The 21,014-nt window shown below is 70.8% G+C and carries 21 protein-coding genes and 1 riboswitch; of the genes, 3 read left to right on the top strand and 18 right to left on the bottom strand.

Translation table 11 applies throughout. The annotated features are described in order from the left end of the window. The first annotated feature begins 23 nt into the window (after positions 1–23). A complete protein-coding gene (locus tag HMF7854_RS00910) occupies positions 24–1,373 on the top strand; it encodes a lipopolysaccharide biosynthesis protein (protein ID WP_126717393.1) in 1,350 nt (449 codons plus the stop codon). Here HMF7854_RS00910 and HMF7854_RS00905 read toward each other — a convergent pair. The 18 genes from HMF7854_RS00905 to HMF7854_RS00820 form a co-directional block, all read right to left on the bottom strand. Further along, complete coding sequence (locus HMF7854_RS00905) at positions 1,357–2,406, bottom strand: CDP-alcohol phosphatidyltransferase family protein (RefSeq protein ID WP_239016780.1); 1,050 nt, start codon at positions 2,404–2,406, stop codon at positions 1,357–1,359. The genes HMF7854_RS00910 and HMF7854_RS00905 overlap by 17 nt on opposite strands. A 98-nt stretch (positions 2,407–2,504) precedes the next feature. Beyond that, positions 2,505–3,617 carry a hypothetical protein gene (locus tag HMF7854_RS00900; protein ID WP_126717391.1) on the bottom strand — a complete coding sequence of 371 codons (1,113 nt, stop codon included), beginning with the start codon at positions 3,615–3,617 and terminating at the stop codon, positions 2,505–2,507. After that, the gene (locus HMF7854_RS00895) at positions 3,614–4,333 is read right to left on the bottom strand and encodes a phosphocholine cytidylyltransferase family protein (RefSeq protein WP_126717390.1); all 720 of its coding nucleotides are present in this window, start codon (positions 4,331–4,333) and stop codon (positions 3,614–3,616) included. The genes HMF7854_RS00900 and HMF7854_RS00895 overlap by 4 nt, the downstream gene beginning before the upstream one ends. 92 nt (positions 4,334–4,425) lie before the next feature. Continuing rightward, a complete protein-coding gene (locus tag HMF7854_RS00890) occupies positions 4,426–5,616 on the bottom strand; it encodes a molybdopterin molybdotransferase MoeA (RefSeq protein ID WP_126717389.1) in 1,191 nt (396 codons plus the stop codon). Next, positions 5,613–6,089: a cyclic pyranopterin monophosphate synthase MoaC gene (gene moaC, locus HMF7854_RS00885; protein WP_126717388.1), complete on the bottom strand. Its 477-nt coding sequence runs from the start codon at positions 6,087–6,089 to the stop codon at positions 5,613–5,615. The genes HMF7854_RS00890 and moaC overlap by 4 nt, the downstream gene beginning before the upstream one ends. Continuing rightward, on the bottom strand, positions 6,086–6,622 hold the full coding sequence (gene moaB / locus HMF7854_RS00880) for a molybdenum cofactor biosynthesis protein B (RefSeq protein WP_126717387.1): 537 nt from the start codon (positions 6,620–6,622) through the stop codon (positions 6,086–6,088). Before moaB ends, moaC begins: the two co-directional genes overlap by 4 nt. Continuing rightward, positions 6,609–7,136 carry a molybdenum cofactor biosynthesis protein MoaE gene (locus HMF7854_RS00875; RefSeq protein ID WP_239016779.1) on the bottom strand — a complete coding sequence of 176 codons (528 nt, stop codon included), beginning with the start codon at positions 7,134–7,136 and terminating at the stop codon, positions 6,609–6,611. Before HMF7854_RS00875 ends, moaB begins: the two co-directional genes overlap by 14 nt. Next, the gene (locus tag HMF7854_RS00870; protein WP_126717386.1) at positions 7,078–7,323 is read right to left on the bottom strand and encodes a MoaD/ThiS family protein; all 246 of its coding nucleotides are present in this window, start codon (positions 7,321–7,323) and stop codon (positions 7,078–7,080) included. The genes HMF7854_RS00875 and HMF7854_RS00870 overlap by 59 nt, the downstream gene beginning before the upstream one ends. Next, positions 7,320–8,468, bottom strand: a complete 1,149-nt coding sequence (locus HMF7854_RS00865) for a PLP-dependent transferase (protein ID WP_185829107.1) — start codon at positions 8,466–8,468, stop codon at positions 7,320–7,322. The genes HMF7854_RS00870 and HMF7854_RS00865 overlap by 4 nt, the downstream gene beginning before the upstream one ends. Continuing rightward, a complete protein-coding gene (gene metX, locus HMF7854_RS00860; protein WP_185829106.1) occupies positions 8,465–9,472 on the bottom strand; it encodes a homoserine O-succinyltransferase MetX in 1,008 nt (335 codons plus the stop codon). The genes HMF7854_RS00865 and metX overlap by 4 nt, the downstream gene beginning before the upstream one ends. 36 nt (positions 9,473–9,508) lie before the next feature. Then, positions 9,509–9,630: riboswitch (SAM-I-IV-variant riboswitch) on the bottom strand. 54 nt (positions 9,631–9,684) lie between these two features. Then, positions 9,685–10,365, bottom strand: a complete 681-nt coding sequence (locus tag HMF7854_RS00855; protein ID WP_221766396.1) for a GntR family transcriptional regulator — start codon at positions 10,363–10,365, stop codon at positions 9,685–9,687. 80 nt (positions 10,366–10,445) lie between these two features. Beyond that, positions 10,446–11,312, bottom strand: a complete 867-nt coding sequence (phhA, locus tag HMF7854_RS00850; RefSeq protein ID WP_126717383.1) for a phenylalanine 4-monooxygenase — start codon at positions 11,310–11,312, stop codon at positions 10,446–10,448. A gap of 256 nt (positions 11,313–11,568) precedes the next feature. Beyond that, positions 11,569–12,414: a shikimate dehydrogenase family protein gene (locus tag HMF7854_RS00845; protein WP_126717382.1), complete on the bottom strand. Its 846-nt coding sequence runs from the start codon at positions 12,412–12,414 to the stop codon at positions 11,569–11,571. After that, complete coding sequence (gene aroB / locus HMF7854_RS00840) at positions 12,414–13,508, bottom strand: 3-dehydroquinate synthase (protein ID WP_185829319.1); 1,095 nt, start codon at positions 13,506–13,508, stop codon at positions 12,414–12,416. Before aroB ends, HMF7854_RS00845 begins: the two co-directional genes overlap by 1 nt. Further along, positions 13,508–14,566 carry a chorismate synthase gene (gene aroC, locus HMF7854_RS00835; protein ID WP_126717380.1) on the bottom strand — a complete coding sequence of 353 codons (1,059 nt, stop codon included), beginning with the start codon at positions 14,564–14,566 and terminating at the stop codon, positions 13,508–13,510. The genes aroB and aroC overlap by 1 nt, the downstream gene beginning before the upstream one ends. Continuing rightward, complete coding sequence (locus HMF7854_RS00830; RefSeq protein ID WP_126717379.1) at positions 14,563–15,093, bottom strand: prephenate dehydratase domain-containing protein; 531 nt, start codon at positions 15,091–15,093, stop codon at positions 14,563–14,565. Before HMF7854_RS00830 ends, aroC begins: the two co-directional genes overlap by 4 nt. After that, complete coding sequence (gene aroA, locus HMF7854_RS00825; protein ID WP_239016778.1) at positions 15,090–16,397, bottom strand: 3-phosphoshikimate 1-carboxyvinyltransferase; 1,308 nt, start codon at positions 16,395–16,397, stop codon at positions 15,090–15,092. Before aroA ends, HMF7854_RS00830 begins: the two co-directional genes overlap by 4 nt. Continuing rightward, positions 16,394–18,241, bottom strand: coding sequence for a 3-deoxy-7-phosphoheptulonate synthase (locus tag HMF7854_RS00820; RefSeq protein ID WP_126717378.1), 1,848 nt, complete (start codon positions 18,239–18,241; stop codon positions 16,394–16,396). The genes aroA and HMF7854_RS00820 overlap by 4 nt, the downstream gene beginning before the upstream one ends. 268 nt (positions 18,242–18,509) lie before the next feature. On the opposite strand from HMF7854_RS00820, the gene proB reads away from it, so the two are divergent. Together proB and HMF7854_RS00810 are read left to right on the top strand one after the other, a co-directional pair. Next, positions 18,510–19,658 (top strand): glutamate 5-kinase, encoded by a 1,149-nt coding sequence (gene proB / locus HMF7854_RS00815; RefSeq protein ID WP_126717377.1) that lies wholly within the window; start codon positions 18,510–18,512, stop codon positions 19,656–19,658. After that, entirely contained in the window at positions 19,655–20,887 is a 1,233-nt protein-coding gene (locus HMF7854_RS00810; RefSeq protein WP_126717376.1) for a glutamate-5-semialdehyde dehydrogenase, read from the top strand. Before proB ends, HMF7854_RS00810 begins: the two co-directional genes overlap by 4 nt. Positions 20,888–21,014 lie beyond the last annotated feature (127 nt).

Below are 21,014 nucleotides of genomic sequence, written 5' to 3'. Positions count from 1 at the left end.
CCGCGCTTTCTACGCCGCTGCCGGTGGGCGAACCTTCGACAGCATCGGATCAGCCGCGCGTCAGCGGGGTTCGCGCGGCGGTGCGCAACCTCGGCTGGCTGCTCGCCGGCCGCGGCGTGGTGGCGGTGCTGTCGCTTCTCTACCTCGGCATCGCGACGCGGACGCTCGGGGTCACCGACTTCGGCCGCTTCGCGCTAGTCACCGGCGCGGCGCAGTCGCTCGGCGTGCTGGTCGGCTTCCAGACCTGGCAGGTGGTGGTCCGCTACGGCATCGACCATCGTTCTCGCGGTGACGAGGCGGCGCTCGGCCGGCTGTACCGCGCCTGCATGCTGCTGGATGCTGTCAGCGCGATCGTCGGCGTGGTCGCGGCGGTGCTGATCATTGTCGTCTGGCGCGACGAGCTCGGGATCACCCCGGCGCTGCTGCGCGACACGATCGTGCTGATGGTCGCCGAACTGGTCTCGCTCCGCTCCGCCGCGCTCGGGGTGCTCCGGCTCAACGACCGATTCGGTCACGCTACCGCGGCCGACAGCGTGACCCCGCTGGGGCGGATGCTCGGCGCGCTCGCCGCGGCGCTGTTCGCGCCCGACCTCCACGGCTTTCTCTGGGCCTGGGCGGTAGCGGAGGTGGCGACCGCCGCGGCCTACTGGTTGTTGCTCGGGCGCAGCGGCGACCTGTCGCTGGCGTTCGGCGCGCCGTTCAGCCTTGCCCTGGTCCGCCGTGAAAACCCGCAGTTCGGACGCTTCCTCGTCAGCACCAACATCGCCTCGACGCTCGGCCTCGCCACCAAGCAGCTGCCGTTGCTGTTCGTCGGAGGGTTCGTCGGGCCGGCCGCCGCTGGCGGGTTCCGGCTGGCCGCGCAGCTCGCGCAGGCGCTTGCCAAGCTGTCCCAGCTGATCAGCCGTGCCGCCTTTCCCGAGGTCGTGCGTGCGGTCCGCGGGGTGACCGGGTCCGCGCTGCGCGGGGTGCTCAACCGCCTGTTCTGGGCCAGCGCGGCGGCTGGGTTCGTCATTCTCCTGCTCGTCGCGCTGGTCGGCCGGCCGGGTCTGGTGCTGGTCGGCGGCAACCATGTCTACGGCGAGGCCTACCCCTTGCTGCTGTGGCTTGCGGCGGCCGGCGCGATCGACCTCGCGGTGGTCGCGTTCGAGCCCGTGCTGCTCGCCGTCAATCGGTCCGGCAGCGCGGTCGCCAGCCGTGGTGCCGGCGTAGCGCTGCAGCTGCTGCTGATGGTCTGGCTCCTGCCGCGGATCGGCGCGGAGGGCGCGAGCATCGGAGTCTTCGCGGCCTCGCTGCTCGGTGCGCTGCTGCTGGGCCTCAACGTCCTCCGCTTCGCCCGCGCAGCGGACGGGTCTGAGGTCAGGCCAGCCAGCTGACGATCGGCTCGCCCCGCCGGCCGCGCCCCATCGCCTGCAGAAGGCGGACGAGGTGGACGACAAGGCTCAGCATCGTCCACGCCGCGACCGCGACGATCCCCCAGTCGGGACGACCGACCAGCAGCCCAGCGAACAGAATCACCATGTTCGGATTGCGCCGCGCGGTGACCAGCCGAAACTGGCTGTCGAACCGCTCCCAGACGTGGATGTGCATCTTGAAGCGAACGATGAAGGCGCCCTCGATCAGCCGCTGCGCGACATAGCCGAACAGCATGGCGGCGATCACCAACCAGAAGGTCTCGTCCGACAGCGGCCGACCGTAAGCGGCGCAGCCGGTCGCCCACGCCCACCACCAAAAGGGTGGGTGAACAAGGTCGACCCCATGGTCCCAGGCATTGCCGAGCTTGGACGAGGTGATCGTGCAGCGGGCGAGCTTTCCGTCGACCGTGTCGAGCACCATGAAGACGAGACCCACCGCCAGCCCGCTCCAGAACCATCCGTTCCAGAATGCGATAGTGGCGACGATGCACAGCAGCGAGCCGATCGCGGTCACGCCGTTGGGCGAGAGACCGACCCGGGCGGCAAGCCGGGTCAGCCAGAAGGCCCATTCCGGCCAGAGATATTTGGTGAGCAGGTCCGTGACGCCCTTGTAGGCGCCGACATAGGTCGCGCGCTCGATCGCGGGCACGTTCTCCGGCACCAGCCGCTCGGCGAATGGCCGCTCGCGCTTGCGCAGCGCCTCGTTGAAAATCCCTTCCTCGCGCTCGGCCGGCATTTCCTCCAGCCCCGCGGGAGCCTCGCCGCCGCTCTCCATGGCATGGCTCACCCTCGCGCGATCACGCTCCGCCACATGAGCCAGCACCGGAACGCCGCCACGCGTCAGCACAGTGCCTGGCCGGTTCCGCAGCCAGGCCAGCCACGACGGGTCGAAGACGAACGCGAGATTGGCAAGGATCAGCGTGTCCGCGGCGCCCGCTTCGAAAGGCAAATCCTGCGCCGCGGCGATCCGCCGCAGCCGCTCGCGTGCGCTCATTCCCCAGATCGGAACCGGGTTGTCGCCCACGGCGAAGATGACGGGAAGATTACGGGCTTGTCGGAAAGGCTCCATCGGGCGGCCCGTTAGCCCAAAGCTCACGCCATGGCGAGAACGCGCAGTATCTCCTCGGCCGCGCGCCCGGCACCGGCGCCGCTGGTGTCGCCGACCGCGTCGGCGGCGGTCCTCGTCTGGGCCGCCAGGAAGCCGGCATGCCGCTCCGGCGCCCGCGCGATCGCGGGTGCGAGATCGGCGAGGTCGGTCACCACCTCTCCCGCCGCCCACATCGCGTAGCCCGGATCGGCTCGCCAGTCGCGACCGGCAGGGTCGAGGAACAGCGCCGGGCGGGGACGCACCAGATATTCGATCAGCTGGCTTGAGGTATCGCCAAGATAGAGGTCGGCCACCGCCGTGTAGCTGCCGTCGACCATCGCGAAACTGTCGAGATCGACGTGTACGTGGGGCAGCCCGGACACCCCCGCCAGTACCTCGCGGACCTCCGGGGCGGTCTCGACCAGCCGCTGGTGTGGAGCAAGGATGACGTTCCAGTCCCGTTGCGCACCCAGCTGTTCGACCACGGCACGCCCCCATGCCGGCCACGACGAGCGGTGCGCCTGCCAATGCGGCGTGTAGAGGAGGATCGGTCGCTCATCGGCGAACAGCGCCTTGGCCGGGGTGCGCTGGCGAAACGCGGCCTTCACGTAGCCGGTGGCGATAATCCGCTCGGGCGCCATTCCCCGGTCGAGATAGGTGCGCCGCTCCTGCTCGCTCGGCACCAGCGTGTGGAAGGCCGCCATCCGCCGCCGGTCGTCGCGCGCGCTCATCGATCCGACGCCATGCGAGGTCTTGACGAACCGGGTCGGCAACCAGGGCAGGACGCGGGGGATCCACAGGCTGGTCTGCTCGGCGCAGACCGCCACGGGCGTTCGGAGCAGGTATGGTACCAGCCGCAGCAGTATCGGCAGCTTGGGCGGCAACGGCGGGTTGCGGCCGTCGCTCGCCCGCACGGTCCGGAAGCCCGGTGCGCGGCGGATCCGCACCGAGCGGAACTCGGCTGTCCAGCGCGTCAGCAGATCCTCGTGCACCGAGGTCGCCACCCACAGGTCGATCGGCAGCCCGGGATCAAGCCCGGCAAGCGCCTCGACGATTGGGAAGAGGTGCGGGATGAGCAGGGTCTCGCCGAGGAACAGGAAGGCGACCCGGCGCCTCATTCGCGGCGGTTCGCCCGGGCCGACCAGCGCTCGATGTCCTCGGGCCGGTCGATTTCCTGCCACGACCCGCTGTCCTCGACGATCGCCTCCACCTCGCCCTGGCTGGCGAGCGCGTTGACCACGTCGTGGTGGTAGGCGTTGATGCCGTCGGTGCCCGCGATCACCCGTTCCAGCACGATCGGGTAGTCGCTGCTCGCCCCGGCGACCACGACCCCCAGCGAGCGGTGAGTCGCCGAAGCCGGATCGAGCGACTTGGCGACCGCGGTGACCTTGCGTCCTTCGACCGTCGCCAGCATGTCATCGGAGTGCGGCTCGGCGAGCGGCTCGACCACCAGGCCGACGCCGCGACCTGCCGCCGCGAACGCGCGCCCGAGCAGCTCCCCATCGAGGGTGGTGTCCCCGTTCATCAGGCAGAATGCCTCGTCCAGCAGGTCGCGCGCCGCCCATACGCTGCCGATGCTGCTCGACACCGCCCAGAAGGGATTGAAGCGAAGCTCGACCGGCAATGGCGGGGCGTGCAGGGCCAGGTGCGCGCCGACCTGATCGAAGCGGTAGCCAGCGACCACCACCGCCCGCTCGACCCCGGCCTCGGCGAGCGCCCGCAGTTGATGGTCGAGGATCGCCCGGCCGCCCACCGGGACGAGGCACTTGGGCATCAGCTCGGTCAGCGGCAGCAGCCGCGAGCCGCGCCCGGCGCTGAGGATGATGGCGCGCATCGACGGTTTAGTCGCAGTTGGAGGATTGCCGGGTCACGCGCGCGCTCCTGCCAGCTTGCAGCGCAAACGGAAAGATCGGCCTTCGAAGCATCTCACTCGAACCAGAGGGCCGGCACGTTCGACCCCGCCTCCGTGGCGTCACAGCCCGCGGGTCGCCGGAGCAAAAGCTCGGCATTGGCGAGTGGCCGCTGCGAGCCGCTGACCTGGTCGCCGAGCGGTTCGGCCGCCCCGTCCCGCCAGGCGGCGCGGACGAATTCCTCGCGCGCGCCGCCCGCCGGCAGCGCGGCACCGAGCGGGACCGGCCGCCAGCGCAGGCCTTCCGCGGGGTCCCCCCCTGAGAGCCGCAGCAGCAGCGGGACGAGGAACAGCCGGGCGGTGACCATCGCCGAACTGGGATTGCCCGGCAGGCCGAGCACGAGCCGTCCGCGCGCTCGCCCAAGCCAAACCGGCTTGCCCGGCTTGATCGCGACCTTGGAAAAAAGGAGCTCGAGCCCTGCCGGCGCGAACATCGCCTTGGCAAAGTCCTTCTCGCCGACCGAAGCGCCGCCGGTCACGACGACGATGTCGGTCTCTTCGAGCGCCTCGGCCGCGGCGCGCTCCAGGGTCGCCGGCTCGTCGGGAAGGCGACGGATGGCGAGGCAGGTCGCGCCCCAGCGCTCGGCCATGGCGGCGACCCCGAGCGACAGGCTTTCGGGGATCGCGCGTGGCCGCTCGCGCGCGGTGCCCGGCGCGGCCAGCTCGTCGCCGGTCCCGAGGATGATCATCCGCGGTCGTCCGTGCACCGGCAGGCTCGCCGCATCCGCAGCGGCGGCGGTGACGATCGCGGTGGGAGTGAGGCGGGTACCGGCGCTCAGCAGCTCGGTCCCGGCAGCGAAGTCGGAGGCTCGCGCTCGAACGTGCGGAGAGGGACCGGGTGGACCGGCAATCACCGCCACATCTCCCTCGCGCTCGACATCCTCCTGCATGATCACCCGGTCGGCGCCCGGCGGCAGCGGCGCCCCGGTGAAGATCCGCGCGCACTGACTCGGTCCGAGCGGAGGCAGACCGGGTCCGCCGGGATAGCTGACCAGGTCGACCGGCAGCCGTGCGGGAAGCGCGGACAGGTCGTCCGAGCGAACGGCATAGCCGTCCATCGCCGAAACGTCGCTGCGCGGAGAGTCGAGCGCCGCCGTGAGCGCGGCCGCCAGCACCCGCCCTGCGGCCTCGGCAATCGGCACCGTCTCAACCGGCGTTCGCTCGGAAACGGCGGCAAGGATCGCGCTCGCCTCGTCAAACCCGATCATTCGGCGGTCCAGTCGCCCGACCGACCCCCGCTTTTGGCAAGCAGCCGGAGGTCGGTGACCCGCATCCCGCGATCGAGCGCTTTTAGCATGTCGTACAGCGTCAGCGCCGCCACCGAGGCGGCGGTGAGCGCCTCCATTTCGACCCCGGTCGGCCCGGTTGTCCGCGCCTCGGCAGCGATCCGGAAACCCGGCAGCGCCGCATCCGGCTCGATCGTCACCACCACTTTGCTGAGCGCCAGCGGGTGGCAAAGCGGGATGAGATCGCTGGTTCGCTTGGCGCCCATCACGCCGGCCAGCTCGGCGGTGGCGATCACCTGCCCCTTGGGTGCGCGCCCCTCGATCACTGCGGCAAGCGTCGCCGGCTCGCACAGCAGGGTCGCGGCGGCCCGCGCCACTCGCGCCGTGTCCGGCTTGCCTGATACGTCGACCATCCGCGCACGGCCCTCGGCGTCGATATGGGTCAGCCGGCTCATGCGCAGTGGTCCCGCAGCCGTGGGATCTGCCCGGCCAGCGAGCAGGGACGATGGCGGCTGTCGAGCTCGAAGGCGAGCACCCGGTCCCACCCGTCGCGGCAGGCGCCGGTCGAGCCCGGAAGGCAGAAGATGAACGTGTCCCCCGCCTGCCCGGCGAAGGCCCGCGACTGGAGAGTCGCCACGCCGACCGTCTCCAGGCTCGCCTGGTGGAACACGACCGAGAAGCCGTCCATCTCGCGCCGGAACAGCGGCTTCACCGCCTCCGGAGTCACGTCGCGCGGGGCAAAGCCGGTGCCGCCGGTAGTGACGATTACGTCGACGCCCTCGTCGGCGATCCACGGCTCGATTGCTCCGCGAATCGCCGTCACCTCGTCCGTAACGATCCGCTTGTCGGCGAGCGCATGGCCGGCCGCGGTCAGCCGCTCGGCGAGCAGCGCCCCCGACCTGTCGGTCGCCTCGTCCCGCGTGTCGCTGATCGTCAGCACCGCAATCCGCAGCGGGTGGAAGATCAGGCTCTCGTCAATTCCCGGCATCGTCTCGGTTCCAGCGTGAGCGGTCGTCATAGTCGCCGGCCGTGGGTTCGATCCAGCGCTCGCCGGCCGGTCCCACTTCGCGCTTCCAGAACACGGCGTCGGTCTTCAGCCGGTCCATCATATAGTCGGCCGCCTCGAACGCCGCGCGGCGATGGCGGCTCGCGGCGCCGGCGAAGACGATCGGCTCGCCCGCGGGGACCGCGCCGCAGCGATGGACCACCCACGCCGCGCCGATGTCGAACCGGGCGAGGGCTTCAGCGGCAATGTCCTGCAGCGAACACTCGGTCAGCACCGGGTGATGGTCGAGGACCAGCATGCCGACTGCGCCCGCATGGCCCCGGGTAAGCCCGGTGAAACTCACCACCGCCCCTGCGCCGTCGCTGGCGGCGATCAGAGCCTCGAGCTCGGCCGCGGGGTCGAACGCGCCATGCGCGAGCCGCGCACGGCGGCGCGGGTCAGCCGCCGCTGAGCGGGGAGAGGATGTCGAGCCGCTGTCCATCGTGAAGCGCCTCATCGTCGCTGACGAGCGAGTCGGCAATGCAGATCCGGACGCGACTGCCCAGGAGATCCTCGGCAAGCCCGGGGAAGCGTCCGGCCAGCTCCCTTCGCAATCCGCCGACGTTCCGTGCCGCGCTGTCGAACGGCAGCTCGCGCCCGGCAACGTCGGCCAGTCGGCCGAAGAAGACAAGGGTCAGCCTCATGCCAGCGCCGCGAAACCGCGCTCGAAGTCTGCCTGCAGGTCCTCGGCCGCCTCCAGCCCGACCGACAGGCGGAGCAGGTCGGGTCGGATCCCCGCCGCCGCCTGCGCTTCTGGCGGCATGCCGCGGTGGGTCATGGTGGACGGCTGGCAGATCAGCGTCGCGAAGCCGCCGAGCGACGAGGCGAGGGTGACCAGCCTCAGTCCGCCGAGGAAGCGGGACGCGGCGCCGGCATCCCGCAGTTCGAAGCTCATCAGGAAGCCCGGCCCGCGCTGCTGGCGGACCGCCAGCGCATGGCCGGAATAATCGGCAAGGCCCGGATAATGGACCCGCTCGACCGCCGGCTGCTGCGCCAGCCAGGCGGCGAGGCGCATTGCGGTCTCCTCCTGCCGGTCCACTCGCAACGGGAGCGTCCGCAGCCCACGCAGGATCTGCGACGCGTCGAACGCCGAGGCGTTCAGACCCGCCGCGTTGCTCCACCAAGCGAGTTCTTCGGCCAACGCCGCATCCTTCGCCAGCAGCGCGCCGCCAAACAGGTCGCTGTGCCCGTTGAGCGCCTTCGTCGTCGAATGCATGACGAGGTCGCAGCCCAGCTCGAGCGGTCGCTGGCGCAAGGGCGTTGGCAGGGTGTTGTCCGCGACCGTCAGCGCGCCGGCCGCCTTCGCCCGAGCTGCCAAGGCAACAATATCGACGACCCGCATCAGTGGATTGCTCGGGGTTTCGATCCACAGCAGGTCGACCTGCTCCGCCATTGCCGCGTCCACCGCTGCCGCGTCGCCCTGGTCGACGAAGTGGGCAACGAGCTTGCCCTGCTTCTGCAGACCATCGAGCAGCCGGTAAGTCCCGCCGTAGCAGTCATGCGGGGCAATCACCCGCGCACCCGCCGGCAACCGCAGCAGCGCCAACAGTGCGGCGGACTGGCCGCTCCCCGTCACCACTCCGCCGGCTGCACCCTCCAGCTCCGCAAGCGCCTCGATCAGCAATGTGCGGTTGGCGTTCACCGTCCGCGAATAGTCATAGTCCGGCTTTTCGTCCGGCGATGCCCAGCGGTAGGTGTCCGAAATCCACAGCGGCGGCACGACGCCACCGTCGCTGCGGTCCGGGCGTGCGCCGGCGACCACCGTCGCGGGGTCGCGCGGGCTGCTCAAGCGGCGGGGGCCAGGAAGGGGCGGGCGATCTCGGCCATGCGATCCGCTTCTTTGAGGAAAGCGTCGTGGCCGTAAAGGGAATCGATGAAGTGGAGCTCGGCCGGCCCGCCGAGCCGGCGCGAGAGCGTCTCCATCTGCGCGGTGCTGACCAGCTGGTCACTCGTCACCCCGATCAGCAGGGTCGGCGCGCCGATCCGGGCCGGGTCGATCCGGTGGCGGTCGATCGAGGCGGACAGGCTGAGAAAGCGTCCCGGGGACATGACCGAAAGAAAGGCATCGCCGCGGCTGCGGAGATAATCGCCCGGCGCGGAGCAGCTGCGGCTCTCCGCCGCCTCGATCCCGCCTTCGAACCGCTCGGCGAACTCCTGCGGCGTGCGGTAGGTCATCATTCCCATGCCGCGGGCGATGGTCAGCGCTTCCTCGCCGCAGCCGTTGCGCAGCCCCATGCAGACGACCCGCCGCTGCAGCTCGCGGATGGCGGTGGAGGCGGGATGCGGGGCACAGGCGGCGGAGATGACCACCAGCCGGGCCACCCGCTCCGGAGCGCGCTCGGCCAACGCCAGCCCGACCATCGCGCCGTAGGAGGCCCCGACAAAGGCGACGGGTCGCTCGCTCCCCAGTGCATCAAGCGCCGCCAGCACCACGTCGGCCTGGTCGGCGGTGGAGGGCGCGAAGTCACCGCTCTCGTCGGCCGCGAAGTCGAGCCCGATGATCCGGTGCAGCGCCGGGTCGACGGCACCGCCCGGACCGACGAAGCGCGGCCACCAGCCGGCCCGACCATCGGGGCGGACCAGAGGGCAGGCATCGGCGGAGATGCCGCCCAGCACTACCACCGGCTCGCCGAGCGGGTTGCCGGCCAGCGCGGCGCGGACCTTGTCGCCGTAACGGGCGAGCTCGACCGGCAGCGGAACCTCGTGAAGAACGACGGGCGCGGGCCGACACTCGGCCTCGACGCTTGCGTCGTTCAGCTCCAGCGATCGCGGTGACAGGACGGACAGCGTCATCTTCCCCTTCTTCGTCGTTCGGGGATGATGTGGCTTCGTGACCCGCTTGGTTGCCTGGTCGGCCGCATCGTCCCGTGAGGACCGCCACCTTGCCCGGGCTGGGCAGGTTGGCGTGGGCATCGGGCCTGTTGGCCGTCCGTCCACTCTTGATGCTTGTCCGGTGCTGGACCGAACGGAGTCGTTCTTATGGGATCCAATCACTCTGGGTCAAGTCATTCCTTGACCGAAGCGGACCCACCTTCCAGCCCCAGGCTCCGCGCTGCTGGCTTGCTGTGTCCGCGCATCAGCGTCTCGGCAAGGTCGGCCTGTCCGGATTCGATCGCATCGACGATCGCGTGATGCTGGTGATGGCCCGACACGAGGATCGGGAAGATCTCGTCCAGCGGCACCCGGTTGAAGGCGACGACGTTGGGCGCGACGAACGGGACCGAGTAGACCCGCTGGATCAGCTCGCCCAGCAATGTATCCCGCGCGCCCTCGTTGATGAGGTCGTGGAAACGGCCGTTCATTCGCGCGTAGGCCTCTTCGTCGTCCTTGACGACATGGCCCTTGGCGAAGATCGCATCGCCTTCCTTCAGCACTTCCCGGAGCTGAGAGACGATGAGCGTTCGGTCCGGCCTCGACGCCAGCTCGCGCGCGGCATAGCCTTCCAGCACACAGCGGATCTCTGTGGCCTTGAAGCTGTCCTCGGTGGTGAAGGCGCGAACGGCATAGCCGCGCTTGCCCGCGGGCTCGAGCAGCCCCTCGGTGGCGAGCGCCGGAAGCGCGTTGCGGACCGGCGTGCGCGAGACTCCGAGCCGCTCGGCGATCGAGGCTTCCGCCACCCGGCTGCCCGGCGGCAGGACGCCCTCGACAATCAGTTCGCGGATGCGCTGCGCTACGCGGCTGTCCACGCGGCGCCCTCTGCCTTGCCCGTCACCACTCTTCTCCTCCCCAGCTTCATAGCGGGAAGGGGTGACGCGCGTCCAATCGTTCATGCGGCGAGCCGCTCCTCTGGGTCGGCCACCGACGGGTCGATGTCGGGCAGCGTCGCCAGTTCCTCGTAGAGGGACGGAAGATCGCTGCGCTCGACGAGCTTGAGGAGGTCCTCGAAGCGGTCGATCACGAAGTAGCTCTGCTGGAAATTGTCGACCCGGTAGCGCGTTCGCAGCACCCGCTTCAAGTCGAACGTAAGCCGGTGCGGCTTGGGGTTTTCGAGCGAATAGTGGCTCTCGCCGAAGCTGGAGAGAATTCCCGCGCCATAGATCTTCAGTCGCCCGTCCTCGCGCGCCAGCCCGAATTCCACCGTGTACCAGTAGAGCCGCGCCAGTCGGTGCAGCGCGCCGCGATCGATCGCCTGTAGGCCAAGCTCGCCGAGCGCCTGCATGAAGTCGCCGACCGCCGGGTTCGACAGCAGCGGAACATGGCCGAACACGTCATGGAAGACGTCCGGCTCCTCCAGATAGTCGAGCTGCTTGGCTTCGCGGATGAAGTTTCCGGCCGGGAAGCGGCGTTCGGAAAGGTGGCGGAAGAACACGTCGTCGGGCACCAACCCGGGCACGGCGACGACCTTCCAGCCGGTCCGCGCCCCGAGCTTCTCGTTGAGCTCGTCGAGGTTCGGCACACCCGGTCGCGAGAGCGACAGGACGTCCAGCCCTTCCTCGAACGCATGCACCGCGCGATTGTGGAGCAGCGTCTTCTGCCGGGCGTAGAGCGTGTCCCATACCCAGTGGTCCTCGGCGGTCAGCTCCTCCCAATGCTGGGGCACGGTCCAGTCGGCAGCCGCCTCGGGCGGCGGCACGGGGGAGGCGAGCACGCCATGCTTGGCGGCTGCGTCCTTTTGTTCAATGGGGTTGCTCATGGGGTCCTCATCTCCTTGGACAAGAAAAAACCCCGCCGGACGGTCCGGGCGGGGTTCGGTTCCTGTCGAGCTTGGCTAGCTAGCGCGTCAGTCCGTCTCCGCCCGGGCGGATCCGTAATAATAGGTGGTAAAGGCGAACGCCGAGGTTCCGCGCAGGGCGCGGCCACGATGGGCAAGGACGGCGTTCGACATCATCTCGTCTCTCCCAAGACCCAGATTGGGATCCTGTCAATCGATTTGCGCGCTCGGGATCGCACTAGCCGGCTGAACCGCCGGTGAGCGTGGCGAGCCGGTCACGCAGTGCGGCGTCATCGGCCGGCGGTTCGGCGCCGAAGAAGAGATGGAAGGCGCGGCGGGCCTGACCGACCAGCATGACCAGCCCTTCCACCCGCCGCTCGGCGGATCCCTTTGCCAGCGCGAGAAATGGCGTGGCGCGAGGCTTGTAGACCATGTCGAACAGTGTCGCGCTGCCGCCATGATTGCCGAGCGCGGCGAGCAGGTCGGGCGGCATCGGCGCCGCGCCCGCCATGCCGAGCGGGGTCGAATTGACGATCGCCGCCGCGCCGTCGAACGCCTCGTCGGCCTCGGCGACGGTCAGCAGCGTGAGCTCGAGATGCGGTGCGATCGAGCGGAGCGCCTGTGCCTTGATGGGATCCCGAACCACCACCGCCAGCGCAGCGACCCGGCGCCGCGCGGCATAGGCGATCGCTGCCCGGGCTGCCCCGCCACCGCCGATCAGCGCCAGCCGCTCGCCCTCCAGTTTCGTGTCGTCGAGCGCCGCCGCGATTCCCTCGACGTCGCTGTTGGCCCCGACGAGCTTGTCACCCCGCCGGTAGAGGCAATTGACCGCTCCGATCGCCGCCGCATCGGGCTCGACCTCGTCGAGCAGCGCGAGCACCCGTTCCTTGTGCGGGATGGTCGCGTTGCAGCCGAGCCAGTCCGGATCGGCGCGCCGCTTCGCCAGCCAGTCGGGCAGCTCGTCGGGCGACACCCGGCTCGCCCGGTAATCGCCGTCAATCCCGAGCGCCTCGAGCCAGTGGCGGTGGATCGCCGGGGACAGGGACTGGGCGACCGGGTCGCCGATGACCTCCGCGAAGCGCATCAGCGCGCCCCGTCGAGGAAGGCGGCCACCTCGTCCAGCTCGACGCCCTTGTCGACGAACGCCTGGCCGACTCCATGGGCAAGGATGAAGGCGACCCGCCCGGCTTCACGCTTCTTGTCGAGTCGCATGTGCCCGGCGAGCCGCGCGCCCATTGCATCGAGTCCAACCTCCGACAGGCGGGTGGGCAGGCCGACCGCCTCGAAGTGCGCCTGCACCCGCTCGGCATCGACCGCCGGGCAGAGCCCACGAGACGCCGAGTAGGCGAACGCCAGCACCGTTCCCAGCGCCACCGCCTCGCCGTGGAGCAGCCGGTCGGAATAGCCGGTCTCCGCCTCCAGCGCGTGACCGAAAGTATGGCCGAGGTTGAGCAGCGCCCGCCGGCCGCTGGTCTCGCGCTCGTCCTCGGCGACGATCCGCGCCTTGCCCGCGACCGCCGCGGCGATCGCCCGCCGCCGTGCTTCCGGGTCGCCTGCCAGCACCGCCGGCGCATCGACTTCGAGCCAGCCGAACAGCTCGGCATCCTCGATCAGCGCATATTTGGCGATCTCGGCATAGCCGGCGCGGACCTGCCGCGGGTCGAGCGATGCGAGGACCTCGGGGTCGATCAGTACCAGGCTCGGCTGGTGGAAGGCGCCGACCAGATTCTTTCCTGCCGCGACATTGATCCCGGTCTTGCCGCCGACCGAGCTGTCGACCTGCGCCAGCAGGGTGGTCGGCACCTGCACGAAGCCGCAACCCCGATTGACTACCGAGCTGGCGAAGCCGGCGAGGTCGCCGATCACGCCGCCGCCGAACGCCACGAGATGGTCCTTCCGCTCAATCCCCAGCGCGAGCAGCCGGTCGCAGACCAACGCCAGCCCCGCCCAGCCCTTGCTCTCCTCGCCCGCGGGCACCAGCACCGGCTCGAGTGCCAGCCCCTCGGCGCCGGTCCGAAGCGCGTCCCCCTGCGCCGCCCACACCGTCTCGTCGCTGACGACGATCAGCCGCCCGCCGCGCGCGAAAGGGGCTAGCTGCTCGGCGGCGCGTCCGAGCAGCCCGTCGCCGATCCGCACCTCGTAGGCGCGATCGCCGAGCTCGACGGGGATGGTCTTGATCATCCGCACTGGCCGCGGTGAAGCAGCTTCTGGTCGGCGAGAACCAGCGCCATCATCGCCTCGACCACCGGCGCGCCCCGGATCCCGACGCAGGGATCATGCCGTCCCTTGGTCGCGATCTCGGTGGCTTGTCCGTCGCGCCCGATGGTCGGCACCGGCGTCAGGATCGACGAGGTCGGCTTGAACGCGACCCGCACGACCACCGGCTGGCCGGTCGAGATGCCGCCGAGGATCCCGCCCGAATGATTGCTGTCGAATGCGGGGCCGGGGCGGATCGGGTCGGCGTTCTGCTCGCCGCGCAGCCGCGCCGCGCCGAACCCGTCGCCGATTTCCACGCCCTTGACCGCGTTGATCCCCATCATCGCCCCCGCGAGCTCGGCGTCGAGCTTGGCGTAGAGCGGCGCGCCCCAGCCGGCCGGCACGCCCGTCGCGACACATTCGACCACCGCGCCCAGCGACGATCCGTCTTTGCGAGCGGCGTCGACCGCCTCAGCCCAGCGCTCCGCCGCCGCCGCATCGGGGCAGTGGAAGGGGTTGGCCTCGATCTGCGCCTCGTCGAAGGCGGCCCGGTCGATCGGATCGCCGCCGAGCTCGACCAGATAGGCACGGATGCTCACCTCGGGGATCACCAGCCGCGCCACCGCGCCTGCTGCCACTCGCGACGCCGTCTCCCGCGCGCTGCTCCGCCCGCCGCCGCGCCAATCGCGAAGCCCGTACTTGGCGTCGTAAGTGATGTCGGCGTGTCCCGGCCTATAAGCCTGCGCCACCTCCGAATAATCCTTGGAGCGCTGGTCCTCGTTCTCGATTAACAGACTGATCGGGGTGCCCGTGGTCCGGCCCTCGAACACGCCGGACAGGATCCGCACCTGGTCGGGCTCGCGGCGCTGTGTGGTGAAGCGGCTGGTGCCCGGACGGCGCCGGTCGAGCCAGGGCTGAATGTCCGCTTCGCTCAGTTGCAGGCCCGGCGGGCAGCCGTCGACCACCGCGCCAATCGCCGGCCCGTGGCTCTCGCCCCAGGTCGTGAAGCGCAGCAGGTGACCGAAGCTGTTGAGGCTCATGCCGCTCCCTTGGCGACCACCGCGAAGCGAGTGGCGTTGTCGGGGCGGTCATGCACGTCGCGCCGGAGGATCGCCAGCCCGTAGAGCGCCGCCGCCTCCTCGCTCGCCAGCACCGCGCAGCCGCGGTCGGCGAGCGCCAGCGCGGCCACCGCGGTGTTCTCCGCGGGTTCGCTCGCCAGCCCCAGCCCGCCGAGCGTCGCCGCGCACTGGCGGATCGCGACGGGGTGGCTGCGCACCAGCCGGATGTCGCGAAGCTCGGTCCCCGGCAACCCGAGCAGGTGCATCCGCACCGGAAGGTCGTGCTCGGCGACGATCCGCAGCGTCGATCCCGCGATCAGCGGACCCGCGCCGGTCGGCCCGGCATGGTTGTTCTCCAGCGGCAGCATGCCGAGGTCCGCCTCGTCCGCCTCCACCGCGCGGATCACCTCGGCGAAGCTGGGGCGGGCGACCGGCTCGTGCCCGGGCAGGAAGCGGCGGCAGGCGGCATGGCCGAACGCCCCGGGCGCGCCCTGGTAGGCGACGCTCACGCGATCCCCGCGCCGAGGCCCTGCATCAGCGGGACGAAGGTCGGGAAGCTGGTCGCGATCATCGCCGCGCTGTCGACCCCGATCGGTGCCCGCGCGGCGAGCCCGAGCACGAGGAAGCTCATCGCGATCCGGTGGTCGTGGTGCGCCTGCACCGACCCGCCGCCCGCCGGCGGTCCGCCGGCTCCGACGACGATCAGGCTGTCGCCCTCGTCCCAGGCCTCGATGCCGCAGGCGTTGAGGCCGGCGATGATCGCGGCCAGCCGGTCGCTCTCCTTGACCCTGAGCTCGGCCAGCCCGTGCATCACGCTCCGTCCGGTGGCGCAGGCCGCCGCGACGGCAAGGATCGGATATTCGTCGATCATTGACGGCGCGCGGCTCGCCGGCACCTCGACTCCGCGCAGCGCCGACGCCCGGACAAGGAGGTCGCCGACCCGCTCGCCGCCGACATCGCGCTCGCCGCTCACGATGAGGTCCGCGCCCATCTCGACGAGGGTCGCGAACAGGCCGGTGCGCAGCGGGTTGAGCATCACGCCCTCGATCCGCACCTCCGATCCCGGCACCAGCAGCGCCGCGACGAGCGGGAAGGCGGCGCTGCTCGGGTCGCCCGGGACGGCGACGTCGGTTCCCGTCAACGCCCGCTTCTCGCCGAGCCGGACGGTGCCGTCCGCAGCGACCTCCACCTCCGCGCCGAACGCCCGAAGCATGTTCTCGCTATGGTCGCGGCTGCGCGCCGGCTCCTCGACGATGATCTCGCCCTCTGCCCGCAACCCGGCGAGCAGGATCGCCGACTTGACCTGCGCCGAGGCCTTGGCGTTGACGAAGCGGATCCCGTGCAGACCGCCGCCGCGGATCGTGACAGGCAGGGTGGCGCCCTCGGTGACGGCGCCCATCTGGCGCAACGGCCCGAGCACCCGCTCCATCGGCCGTCCGCTGAGGCTCGCGTCGCCGGTGAAGGTGGCGGTCAGCGGAAAGCCCGCCGCCGCGCCCATCAGCAGTCGCGCCCCGGTCCCGCTGTTGCCGCAGTCGACGGACTCGGCCGGGCTCGTCCACTCCGCGCCGGTGACCCGCCATTCGCCCGGCCCGAGCCGCTCAACGCTCGCCCCGAACGCCGCCACCGCGCGCGCCGTCGCGAGCACGTCGTCGCCTTCCAGCAGGCCGCTGATCGGGGTCTCGCCATCCGCCAGCCCGCCGAGAATCAGTGCGCGGTGCGACATGCTCTTGTCGCCCGGCACTGCGATCCGGCCCCGCAAGGGACCGCCCGGCGACCCGGTCAGCTCGGCCCGGCTCATCGCCGTGACGCTCATGCCGCGTCCGATCGCCGCTCGGGCGCGAGCAGCCCGGCGACCGCCGCCGCGACGTCGATCGCCTGGCCGCGGTTGAGCCGCGGGTCGCAATGGGTGAGGTAGCGCCGCTCGAGATCCTCCTCGACCAGGCTCGCGCTGCCGCCGAGGCATTCGGTGACGTCGCCGCCGGTCATTTCGAGGTGCATCCCGCCCGGGTGCACGCCCTCCGCCCGGGCGATCGCGAAGAAGGCGGCGATCTCGGCGAGGATGTCGCTCACCAGCCGAGTCTTGCGCGCGCCGGCGCTCCGGGTGTTCCCGTGCATCGGGTCGATCGTCCAGACGAGGTTCCGCCCCGCGCGGCGGGTCGCCCGCATCAGCTCGGGCAGATGCTCCGCCACCTTCGCCGAGCCGAACCGCCCGATCAGCACCAGCCGCCCCGCGCGGTTCTCGGGGTCGAGCCGCTCGACCAGCCGGAGCAGCTCGTCAACCTTCAGCGACGGTCCGCACTTCAGCCCGATCGGATTGGCCACGCCGCGGCAGAACTCGACATGCGCGCCGTCGAGCTGGCGGGTACGATCGCCGATCCACAGCATGTGCCCGGTGGTCGCCCACCAGCTCTCGCTCGGCGCGTCCCAGCGGGTCAGCGCCTGCTCATAGTTGAGCAGCAGCGCCTCGTGGCTGGTGAACATCGACACCGGCCGGAGCGGTCCCTCCAGCCCCGTCTCCGCGTGCAGCTCGGCCAGGTCGGCGTAGCTCGCCGAGGCGTAGGCGTGGAGCAGCTCAATCGTGACCTGCGCCTGGCGGTGCGCGTCGAGCAGCCGGCGGGGGTCGGGGGTCCGGCTCGCCGCGGTGAAGGCCGGCCCGTTGACCGCGTCTCCGCGGTAGCTCGGCAGGGTTACCCCGCCGATCGTCTCGCTGCCGGCGCTGCGCGGCTTGGCGAACTGGCCGGCGATCCGCGCCAGGTGCACCACCTCGCCCGCGGTCGCCGAGCGGAGCAGCGCCCCCATCTGCAGCAGCAGCTTGTAGGTGGTCCGCACCTTCTCGGCGTTGAACTCGGCGAAGCTCTCCGCGCAATCGCCGCCCTGGAGGATGAAGCCCTGGGCGTTCGCGACCTGGCTCAGCGAGGCGCGCAGGTGGATGATGTCGGCGACCTCGACCAGCGGCGCGCTGCCCGCCAGCCGCCGCTCGACCCGCTGCAGCGCGCCCGCGTCGGGATAGTCGGGCTGCTGCTCGGCGCGCCGCTCGCGCCAGCCAACCGGGGTCCAGTCGCTCGGGCTCTGGTGATCGGCGAAGCGGACCCGCCGCTTCTTTTCCGGCGCTTCCTCGGCCAGCGCGTCTTCCGCCGCGACGCGCCCGATCGCGAAGCCGAGCGGCTGGCGGTCCTCGCCCAGCACCATGTCGAATAGCCGCAGGTGATCGTCGCCGCTGATCGGCTCCTGCAGCACCGCGATCGCCTCGCCGCTCAGCGCTGCCTTGAGCGCCTGCGCCGCGCTGACCGCGAAGCGGATCGCCGCCGCCGACCCGAAATGCGCCCGTGCGCGCGCCTCGAGCAGCTCGGGCGTGTCGCTCGGCGCCAGGACGATCTCGGTCGCCGCCTGCGCCTGCAGGCTGTGCGCCATGATCTCGCGCCAGACATTGGCGATCAGCTCGGGGCGGGCACTGGTCGCCCGCGCGTGCAGCCGTTCGACGATCTGCGCTTGTCGCCGCGGCCGCAGCTTCAGCCGCTGGTCGCCCTCGTCGTCCTTGGCCCGCGCGATCGCGCTCGCCGCCGCCATCCGCTGCTCGATCAGGTCGAGGATCTGGTCGTCGATGCGGTCTAGCTCGCCGCGGAGTTCCGCGAGCCGCCGGCTCTGCTGTTCGGTCATCGTCTCGTCTCTTGCCGCCGCCCTGGCAACGGGCGGCCTACCTGTCAGGTGAAGGTTGGAAAAGCCCGGCCGCCCTCAGGCGAACCGGCTGCTAAACCAGGCAAGGGCGAAGGAGCCGCGCGGACGCGAGGAGATGAGGTCAGCTGCCTTGCTCATCGTCGGTGGCTCCGAAGAAAGGCCCGCCGGCCCCTTGCGGAGCCGCGATCGACCGGAGCAGTGACCCAAGCCGCCTTGCCTGTCAATGGGATCCCAAGATAAAGGCTTGGCGATGCCCGAGGTGCAACAGAAGGACGCGCCGGCCGCCGCGCTGATCGCGGCTGCGCGGCGGATCACCGTCAAGGTCGGCAGCTCGCTGCTGGTCGCGGCGGACGGGCAGGGCATGCGCGCCGAGTGGCTGGCGACACTCGCTGCCGACCTCGCTGCTCTCCGCGCCGACGGCAAAGAGCTTGCGGTCGTTTCTTCTGGCGCGGTGGCGCTCGGCCGCGGCCACCTAGGGCTCAGGCGCTCGCCCCGGCTCGAGCTCAAGCAGGCGGCGGCGGCGGCCGGCCAGCCTTTGCTGATGGCACACTGGCAGCGCGCACTCGACCCGCACGGGATCCCGGCGGCGCAGCTGCTGCTCACGCTCGACGACACCGAATCGCGGCGCCGCTGGCTCAATGCCCGGGCGACGATGGAAGTGCTGCTCGGTGCCGGCGCGCTGCCGATCGTCAACGAGAACGACAGCGTCGCGCGGGAGGAATTGCGCTACGGCGACAATGATCGCTTGTCGGCCCGGGTCGCCCAGCTGATGCGGAGCGACCTTCTCATCCTCCTCTCCGACGTCGACGGCGTCTATTCGGCCGATCCGGGCAAGGACCCCACCGCCGAGCATCTGCCTCACATCCCGGACATCACGCCGGCGATCGAGGCGCTCGCGGGAGAGGCCTCAGTGACCGGAGTCGGCTCGGGCGGGATGCGGACCAAGATCGCCGCCGCGCGGATCGCCCGCGGCTTCGGCTGCGCGACGATCGTCGCGTCGGGGCTCGACGCCCATCCGCTGGCCGCGCTCGGTGATAATCGCGCACGCTCGACCGTCATCGCCGCCGCCGGCTCCCCGGCGCGCGCCTACAAGCAGTGGATCGCCGGCACCCTCGTTCCCGCCGGCAGCCTGACCATCGATCCCGGCGCGGCGGCCGCGCTGCTCGCCGGCAAGAGCCTGCTCCCCGCCGGCATCCGCGCCGTCGCCGGCGGCTTCGAGCGCGGCAGCTGCCTCAAGGTGCTGACGGTCGAGGGCCGCGAGCTCGCGCGCGGGATCAGCGCCTATTCGGCCGCCGAGGTTGGCGCGATCCGCGGCATCGCCAGCGGCGAAATCGCGGCGCGGATCGGGTATGCGGGGCCCGACGAAGTGATCCACCGCGACGACCTGGTGCTGATGTGAACATCGCCGAAGACCTTCCGAAGCTCGGCACCGCGGCACGGCTTGCGGCCAATCGGCTGCGCGACGCGGGCGCGTATCAGCGAAGCGAGGCGATCCGCGCCATGGCCGGCGAGATCCGCCGCGCCCGCGACCAGATTCTGGCCGCCAACGCGCAGGACATGGCGGCGGCCACCCAGCTCCTCGACCGCCTGATGCTCGACGAGGAGCGGGTCGAGGCGATGGCCGCGGCGGTCGAGCAGATCGCCAACCTGCCCGACCCGGTTGGCGCGGTGATCGACCGCTGGACCCGCCCGAACGGGCTCGACATCAGCCGGGTGCGGACGCCGATCGGGGTGATCGGCATGATTTACGAGAGCCGCCCGAACGTCACCGCCGATGCGGCCGCGATCGCGCTCCGCTCGGGCAACGCGATCATCCTGCGCTGCGGGTCGGAGGCGCTCAACAGCTGCTTCGCCATCTACTCGGCGATCCAGCGGGCGCTTCGGTACTCCGGGCTGACCGTCCCGCCGGTGCTGTTCGTTCCGACCACCGACCGCGCCGCGGTCGGCATGATGCTGGACGGCCTGGGCGGCACGATCGACCTCATCATCCCGCGCGGCGGCAAGGCGCTGGTGGAGCGGGTCAGCCGCGAGGCGCGGGTGCCCGTGCTCGGCCATCTCGAGGGCGTCTGCCACACCTACGTCCACGCCAGCGCCGACCCGCAAATGGCGATCGACATCGTCCGCAACGCCAAGCTCCGCCGGATCTCGGTGTGCGGCGCGACCGAAACGCTGCTGATCGACGCGGCGGTCGCGCCCGGGCTGCTGCCGCAAATCGCCGGGGCCCTCGACGGCTGCGAGTTGCGCGGCGACGAGTTCGCCCGCTCCATCGTGCCGATGAAGGAGGCGACCGAGGCCGACTGGAGCACCGAGTATCTCGCGCCCATCCTCGCGGTGAAGGTGCTGGGGAACCTCGAACAGGCGGTCGACCACATCGGTCGCTACGGTACCGGCCATACCGAGGCGATCGTCGCCGCCGATACCGCGGCGGCCGAGAAGTTCCTCGCCGAGGTCGACAGCGCGATCGTCATCTGGAACGCCTCGACCCAGTTCGCCGACGGCGGCGAGTTCGGCTTCGGGGCGGAGATCGGGATCGCCACCGGCAAGCTCCACGCCCGCGGCCCGGTCGGACCCGAGCAGCTCACCAGCTTCAAGTATCAGCTGCGCGGTTCCGGGCAGGTGCGCCCCTGATTGTATCCCATGATCGGGGTCAAGCCGGTCCCCCGCTTAGGCTTGTGCGAATTTCTCCCGTTGACGCTCGGGCCCGGCTCGTGCGATTTGGGATCCCATGAACTGTATTTCTCACCGCCTCGCATGG

Origin of the sequence: Sphingomonas ginkgonis, assembly GCF_003970925.1 — a bacterium.
Taxonomy (GTDB): Bacteria; Pseudomonadota; Alphaproteobacteria; order Sphingomonadales; family Sphingomonadaceae; genus Sphingomicrobium; species Sphingomicrobium ginkgonis.
Note: the sequence above shows the minus strand (reverse complement) of the source record. Positions and strands in the feature narration are given on the sequence as shown.

Bases quoted from the DNA above. Each gene is read 5' to 3' on its own strand.
- HMF7854_RS00890 (WP_126717389.1), bottom strand. From the start codon at position 5,616: ATGATCGGGTTTGACGAGGCGAGCGCGATCCTTGCCGCCGTTTCCGAG.
- HMF7854_RS00870 (WP_126717386.1), bottom strand. From the start codon at position 7,323: ATGAGGCTGACCCTTGTCTTCTTCGGCCGACTGGCCGACGTTGCCGGG.
- HMF7854_RS00820 (WP_126717378.1), bottom strand. From the start codon at position 18,241: ATGACCGAACAGCAGAGCCGGCGGCTCGCGGAACTCCGCGGCGAGCTA.
- HMF7854_RS00900 (WP_126717391.1), bottom strand. From the start codon at position 3,617: ATGAGGCGCCGGGTCGCCTTCCTGTTCCTCGGCGAGACCCTGCTCATC.
- HMF7854_RS00845 (WP_126717382.1), bottom strand. From the start codon at position 12,414: ATGCGCTTCGCGGAGGTCATCGGCGACCCGGTCGCCCAGTCCCTGTCC.
- HMF7854_RS00905 (WP_239016780.1), bottom strand. From the start codon at position 2,406: ATGAGCGCACGCGAGCGGCTGCGGCGGATCGCCGCGGCGCAGGATTTG.
- HMF7854_RS00875 (WP_239016779.1), bottom strand. From the start codon at position 7,136: ATGAGGCGCTTCACGATGGACAGCGGCTCGACATCCTCTCCCCGCTCA.
- moaB (WP_126717387.1), bottom strand. From the start codon at position 6,622: ATGCCGGGAATTGACGAGAGCCTGATCTTCCACCCGCTGCGGATTGCG.
- moaC (WP_126717388.1), bottom strand. From the start codon at position 6,089: ATGAGCCGGCTGACCCATATCGACGCCGAGGGCCGTGCGCGGATGGTC.
- HMF7854_RS00895 (WP_126717390.1), bottom strand. From the start codon at position 4,333: ATGCGCGCCATCATCCTCAGCGCCGGGCGCGGCTCGCGGCTGCTGCCG.
- proB (WP_126717377.1), top strand. From the start codon at position 18,510: ATGCCCGAGGTGCAACAGAAGGACGCGCCGGCCGCCGCGCTGATCGCG.
- aroC (WP_126717380.1), bottom strand. From the start codon at position 14,566: ATGAGCCTCAACAGCTTCGGTCACCTGCTGCGCTTCACGACCTGGGGC.
- metX (WP_185829106.1), bottom strand. From the start codon at position 9,472: ATGACGCTGTCCGTCCTGTCACCGCGATCGCTGGAGCTGAACGACGCA.
- phhA (WP_126717383.1), bottom strand. From the start codon at position 11,312: ATGAGCAACCCCATTGAACAAAAGGACGCAGCCGCCAAGCATGGCGTG.
- aroA (WP_239016778.1), bottom strand. From the start codon at position 16,397: ATGAGCGTCACGGCGATGAGCCGGGCCGAGCTGACCGGGTCGCCGGGC.